Annotated in this window: 6 protein-coding genes; 4 read left to right on the top strand and 2 right to left on the bottom strand. The window is 69.3% G+C overall.

The window, feature by feature from the left end:
* Positions 1 to 171: 171 nt before the first annotated feature.
* Complete coding sequence (mce, locus tag ABD951_RS02030) at positions 172 to 645, top strand: methylmalonyl-CoA epimerase (protein WP_345341542.1); 474 nt, start codon at positions 172 to 174, stop codon at positions 643 to 645.
* A gap of 122 nt (positions 646 to 767) precedes the next feature.
* Positions 768 to 1,763 carry a coiled-coil domain-containing protein gene (locus ABD951_RS02025; RefSeq protein ID WP_345341540.1) on the top strand — a complete coding sequence of 332 codons (996 nt, stop codon included), beginning with the start codon at positions 768 to 770 and terminating at the stop codon, positions 1,761 to 1,763.
* On the opposite strand, the gene ABD951_RS02020 is transcribed toward ABD951_RS02025, so the two are convergent.
* Together ABD951_RS02020 and nucS are read right to left on the bottom strand one after the other, a co-directional pair.
* Positions 1,744 to 2,046: an ATP/GTP-binding protein gene (locus ABD951_RS02020; protein WP_345341538.1), complete on the bottom strand. Its 303-nt coding sequence runs from the start codon at positions 2,044 to 2,046 to the stop codon at positions 1,744 to 1,746. The two genes, ABD951_RS02025 and ABD951_RS02020, sit on opposite strands and share 20 nt — an antisense overlap.
* Before the next feature lie 42 nt (positions 2,047 to 2,088).
* Positions 2,089 to 2,763, bottom strand: coding sequence for an endonuclease NucS (gene nucS / locus ABD951_RS02015; protein ID WP_345341536.1), 675 nt, complete (start codon positions 2,761 to 2,763; stop codon positions 2,089 to 2,091).
* A gap of 97 nt (positions 2,764 to 2,860) precedes the next feature.
* Here nucS and ABD951_RS02010 point away from each other — a divergent pair, with 97 nt between their 5' ends.
* Both ABD951_RS02010 and ABD951_RS02005 read left to right on the top strand, forming a co-directional pair.
* Positions 2,861 to 4,414, top strand: a complete 1,554-nt coding sequence (locus tag ABD951_RS02010; protein WP_345341534.1) for an adenylate/guanylate cyclase domain-containing protein — start codon at positions 2,861 to 2,863, stop codon at positions 4,412 to 4,414.
* A 44-nt stretch (positions 4,415 to 4,458) separates the two neighbouring features.
* Positions 4,459 to 4,815 carry an MmcQ/YjbR family DNA-binding protein gene (locus ABD951_RS02005; RefSeq protein ID WP_345341532.1) on the top strand — a complete coding sequence of 119 codons (357 nt, stop codon included), beginning with the start codon at positions 4,459 to 4,461 and terminating at the stop codon, positions 4,813 to 4,815.
* Positions 4,816 to 4,994: the final 179 nt, after the last annotated feature.

The following is a 4,994-nucleotide window of genomic DNA, read 5'->3' as shown; positions in this document are numbered from 1 at the left end:
GGATCCCGAGAAGTCCTTCAGCGAGCCCTGCAGACGCCCCATCGGCGTACGCGCTCCGGCAACGATGACTGAACTGGTCACGACTTCCTCCAACGATCACGCAAGCATCGGCAGCGACCGAAGTCACATCCGACAGAGAACACCAAAGACGGTAACGCTAACGTCGGAGGTATGACACACTCCGCCCCCGCCGGCTCACCGCTGGCCTCCGAACTGGTGACCGCCATCGACCATGTCGGCATCGCCGTTCCCGATCTCGACGCCGCCATCGCGTGGTACGGCGAGCACCTCGGCCTCGTCTCCACACACGAGGAGGTGAACGAGGAGCAGGGCGTCCGCGAGGCGATGCTCTCGGTTCCCGGCAGCCCGGCGGGTGCCCCGGCGATCCAGTTGCTGGCCCCGCTGAACGAGAACTCGACGATCGCGAAGTTCATCGACCGCAGCGGCCCCGGCATCCAGCAGATGGCGTACCGGGTCACCGACCTCGACGCGATCTCCGAGCGCCTGCGCGCCGGCGGCGTCCGGCTGCTTTACGACGCACCGAAGCGCGGCACCGCCGACTCGCGGATCAACTTCATGCACCCGAAGGACGCCGGCGGCGTGCTGGTCGAGCTCGTCGAGCCGGCCGCCGATCCCGCGCACTGAGATCGCACCGAGGCACCTGAACCCGCCGCCGTGCCGACCGCTTTCGCGGGCGGCACGGTGTCCCGGATCACAACTCACCTGCCCCTCCCCCGGTATCGCTGACCGGCGGTAAATTGATGAGCATGGCCTACGACCAAGACCGCGGCATGCCGTTCACGATCGTCCGCAAGGGATACGACAAGGACGAGGTGCGGCGCTACTTCGACCGGTTCGACACGGAACTCCGTGTCACGGCGACCGATCGTGACGCCGCGGCGGCGCAGGCCCGCGACCTGGCTCACCAGCTCGAGGACGCGCGGGACGAGATCGACGCGCTGCGCAAGGACGTGGACCGGCTGTCCGTGCCACCGACCACTGCGGAGGGCATGAGCGAGCGCATTTCCCGGATGCTGCGGCTCGCGTCCGACGAGGCCTCCGAGGTTCGGGCGAAGGCACAGGCCGACGCCGCCGAGATGGTGTCGATCGCCGAGCAGGACGCGACCGCACTGCGCGGCAAGTACGAGGCCAAGCTTGCCGAGCTCGCCGACCGCCGATCCGCGATGGAGACCGAGCACGACCAGACGATGGCCCGTGCCCGCACCGAGGCCGCCCGCACCGTCGAGGCCGCCCAGTCCGAGGCCGCGCGGCTCGAAGCGGAGTCCGACGCGAAGCGATCCCGGATCCAGCAGGACTTCGAGATCACGATGAGCGAGCGCCGCACCACGGTCGTCGCCGCGGTCGAGGAGCTCGAGGCGTCGAGCAAGGCCGAGGCCGAACGCCGGGTGACCGACGCGACGAACGAGGCCCGCCGCCGCCTGCAGACCGCGACCGAGCAGGCCGACAAGCGCATTGCGCACGCGAAGGAACTCGCCGAGGAACTGCGGGTTCTGCGTGGCAGGATCCTGGCTCAGCTCTTGGGTATTCGCGGCCAGCTGGACTCGGTGCCTGCGATGCTCGCGTCGGTCAACCGCGAAGGCGAACTGCTCGACGGCACGAGCGAGACGAAGGTCGCCGGCACCGAGGAGGGTGCCGCGCCGTCGACGCCCTCGCAGACGACGGAAAAGCAGGGCAAGCCGGAGGGCGACACGTCCGCCGAGCAGAAGCCCGGGGACAAGCCGGTCACGACCAGCGTCGGGTGATCCCCCGCGACCCGCGTCCGTTCCAGCAACCGGTGTGCCAGTGCCGGCGGTCCTCGGCCCCACCGAGCCCGTCCGCCGGCCACGCCACCAGATGCGCGACGCCGGGCCGGATCTCGTGGTCACAGCCGGGGCACCGGTAGGTCTTCACCGCTCGCGCCCCGGGGATCTGACGAACCAGGTACTGCTCGTCGCCGTACCCCGAGGGGCCGGCCTCGACCCGGGGTCCGTTCAGTCCCAGCGACGCGGGACCCGCGGACCGGCGGCGGTTGTTGCGACGAGACATGCCGTCCAGCGTAACCAAGATGTCGCCACCGGCCGTGGCCGGTCAGAACAACCGGAACTCGGTGCTCTCGATCCCCCGCATGGCCTCGTAATCCAATGTCAGGCACCGGATTCCGCGGTCCTCAGCGAGCGTCCGCGCCTGCGGCTTGATCTGCTGGGCCGCGAACACCCCGGACACCGGCGCCAGCAACGGATCCCGGTTCAGCAGCTCGAGATACCGGGTCAGCTGTTCGACGCCGTCGATCTCACCGCGCCGCTTGATCTCCACCGCCACCGAGGCGCCGTCGGCGTCCCGGCACAGCAGGTCCACCGGGCCGATCGCCGTCATGTACTCACGCCGCACCAGGCTGTATCCGGGGCCGAGGGTTTCGACGTGCTCGGCGAGCAGCTCCTGCAGGTGCGCCTCCACGCCGTCCTTGACGAGCCCCGGGTCGATGCCCAGTTCGTGCGACGAGTCGTGCTCGATCTCGTCGATCGTGATGCGCAGCTCCTCGCCGGCCTTGTTCGTCACCACCCAGAGCCGCTTACCGTCGTCGCCGCCGTTCTCCACGAGCCAGCACGGAGGGCTCATCCAGTTCAGCGGCTTGTACGCCCGGTCGTCGGCGTGGATGCTGACCGACCCGTCCGACTTGACCAGCAGCAGCCTGCGGGCCTTCGGCAGATGGGAGGTGAGTCGTCCGACGTAGTCGACCTGGCAGTTGGCAATCACGAGACGCACGGCCACCACCCTAGAACACGCCGGCGCCGACTCCCGCATGCTCGCCGTACCAGACTCCGCGCTCCCCCAGGAACGCGCCGCTAGTGTGAGGCACACCATGCGACCATTCCGCCGTTCCGCCGCACCGCTGGGGTCGCCGATCCTCGGCACCGTGGACGAGAGTCCGCGCGTCCGCCGAGTGCGCGTCCAGATCCTGATCACCGCGTCGCTGACGCTGGCCAACCTCATCGGCGCACTGCTGGTGGGCGCGCTGTTCCTCGTCGTCATTCCGGGTCCGGAGCTGTTCACCCGGCAGTTCCTGGTCGTCACGGCCGTCATCGGGCCGATCTACGTCGGCGTGTCGCTGCTGATCGGATCCCTGTGGGGCACCCTGATGGGCATCCGTGACCTGCGCTGGGCCGTCGAGGGACGCACCCCGACCCGCCGCGAGGCGACGGCCGCGCTGTCGATGCCCTGGCGGCTGACCTGGATCCAGATCGTGCTGTGGTCGGGCGGACTGGCCCTGTTCACCACCGCGTACGGGCTGATCGATCCGGCGACGATCCCCAAGGTCTCGCTCACGATCGCGATGGGCGCGGTGACGGTGTGCGCGTTCTGCTACCTGCTCAGCGAGTTCTCGCTGCGTCCGGCCGCCGCCCGAGCGCTGGAGGCGGGGGACCCGCGCCGGTTCCGGATCGCCGGCGTCACCGGGCGCGGTCTGCTCGCCTGGGCGCTGGGCACCGGTGTCCCGGTGGTCGGCCTGATGCTCGTCGCCGTCTTCAGCCTCGTTCGGGGCGACGACAACGCGACGCAGGTGAACGTCTCGATCCTCGCGATCGGCGGGGTGACCCTGGTCTCCGGGTTCGCCCTGACCCTTCTCGGGCTCTCCGCGACCGTCGCTCCGATCCGGGCGGTGCGCGGCGCGATGTCCCGCATCGAGAGGGGCGATCTCGACGCCTCGGTCGTCGTCTACGACGGCACCGAGCTCGGCGAGCTGCAGAGCGGGTTCAATCGGATGGCCGAGGGGCTGCGGGAGCGTGAACGCATCCAGGAGTTGTTCGGCAGACACGTCGGACGGGAGGTCGCCGACGCGGCCATCGCTCGCAATCCGGAGCTGGGCGGCGAGGAGCGTCAGATCGCGGTGTTCTTCATCGATCTCGTCGGCTCGACGACGATCGCGGCCACTCGCCCGCCGAGCGAGGTCGTCGAACTCCTCAACAGGTTCTTCGCGGTCGTCGTCGACGAGGTGGAGTCGCACGGCGGTCTGATCAACAAGTTCGAGGGCGACGCCGCGCTCGCGATCTTCGGTGCACCCGCCGAACTCGACGACCCCGAGGGCTGCGCGCTGGCGGCGGCACTGCAAATCCGGGACCGATTGCTGGTCGAGGTCCCGGACTGCCGCGCCGCGATCGGCGTCGCGGCCGGCGTCGCCGTCGCCGGCAACATCGGGGCCCGGAACCGTTTCGAGTACACGGTCATCGGCGATCCGGTCAACGAGGCGGCCCGCCTGTGCGAGCTCGCGAAATCCGTCCCCGGGGCACTGGTGGCGTCCGAGAGGTCGGTCGCCGCGGCCGCACCGGACGTCTCGCAGCGGTGGGCCCTGGGCGATTCCGTGGTCCTGCGCGGCCGGGCCGTACCGACGAGACTGGCCACACCCGCCGCGGCGAACTGAGGACCTCTCCTCGGGTGTCGGCACCCTCTGGTAGACGTGTGGGCATGGGTGTGACCGTCGAGGAATTCCTCGCAATGCTGGAGACATTGCCCGAGACCGAGCAGATCGACACCGGGAACTGGATCGCGCTCAAGGTCGGCGGCAAGGGCTACGCCTACATCTGGGAGAAGACACAGACGGTCGGTCTCAAAGCGACTCTCGACGAGCAGATCGCACTGGTCGCCGAGCGCCCCGACGTGTTCGAGGTCCAGTTCACCTCCGGCCAATTCGGCTGGGTGGTCGTGCACCTGGAGGGAATCGAGGCAGACGAGCTGCTCGAGCTGGTGACCGAGGCCTGGTGCCTGACCGCGCCCAGGCGACTCGTCCAGGAACACGAGTTCGGGAACCTCTACGACGAGTGACGATGCCGCAGGCACCCGGGTCGCCGGAAGCCGTTGCGCGCAGGATGCGGGTGCCGGCCGGTGGCCGGCACGAAAGGCCCAGGTCCCGAAAGGGGGCAGGTTTCGAAAGGCCCCGGAAATGCCGGAAGGCCCGGGACCAGACAAAGTCTGATCCCGGGCCTCCCGGGGATGATATGTAC

The sequence above is a fragment of the Rhodococcus olei genome (assembly GCF_039540555.1).
Taxonomy (GTDB): Bacteria; Actinomycetota; Actinomycetes; order Mycobacteriales; family Mycobacteriaceae; genus Rhodococcus_G; species Rhodococcus_G olei.
This window is presented reverse-complemented; position numbering and strand designations above follow the sequence as displayed.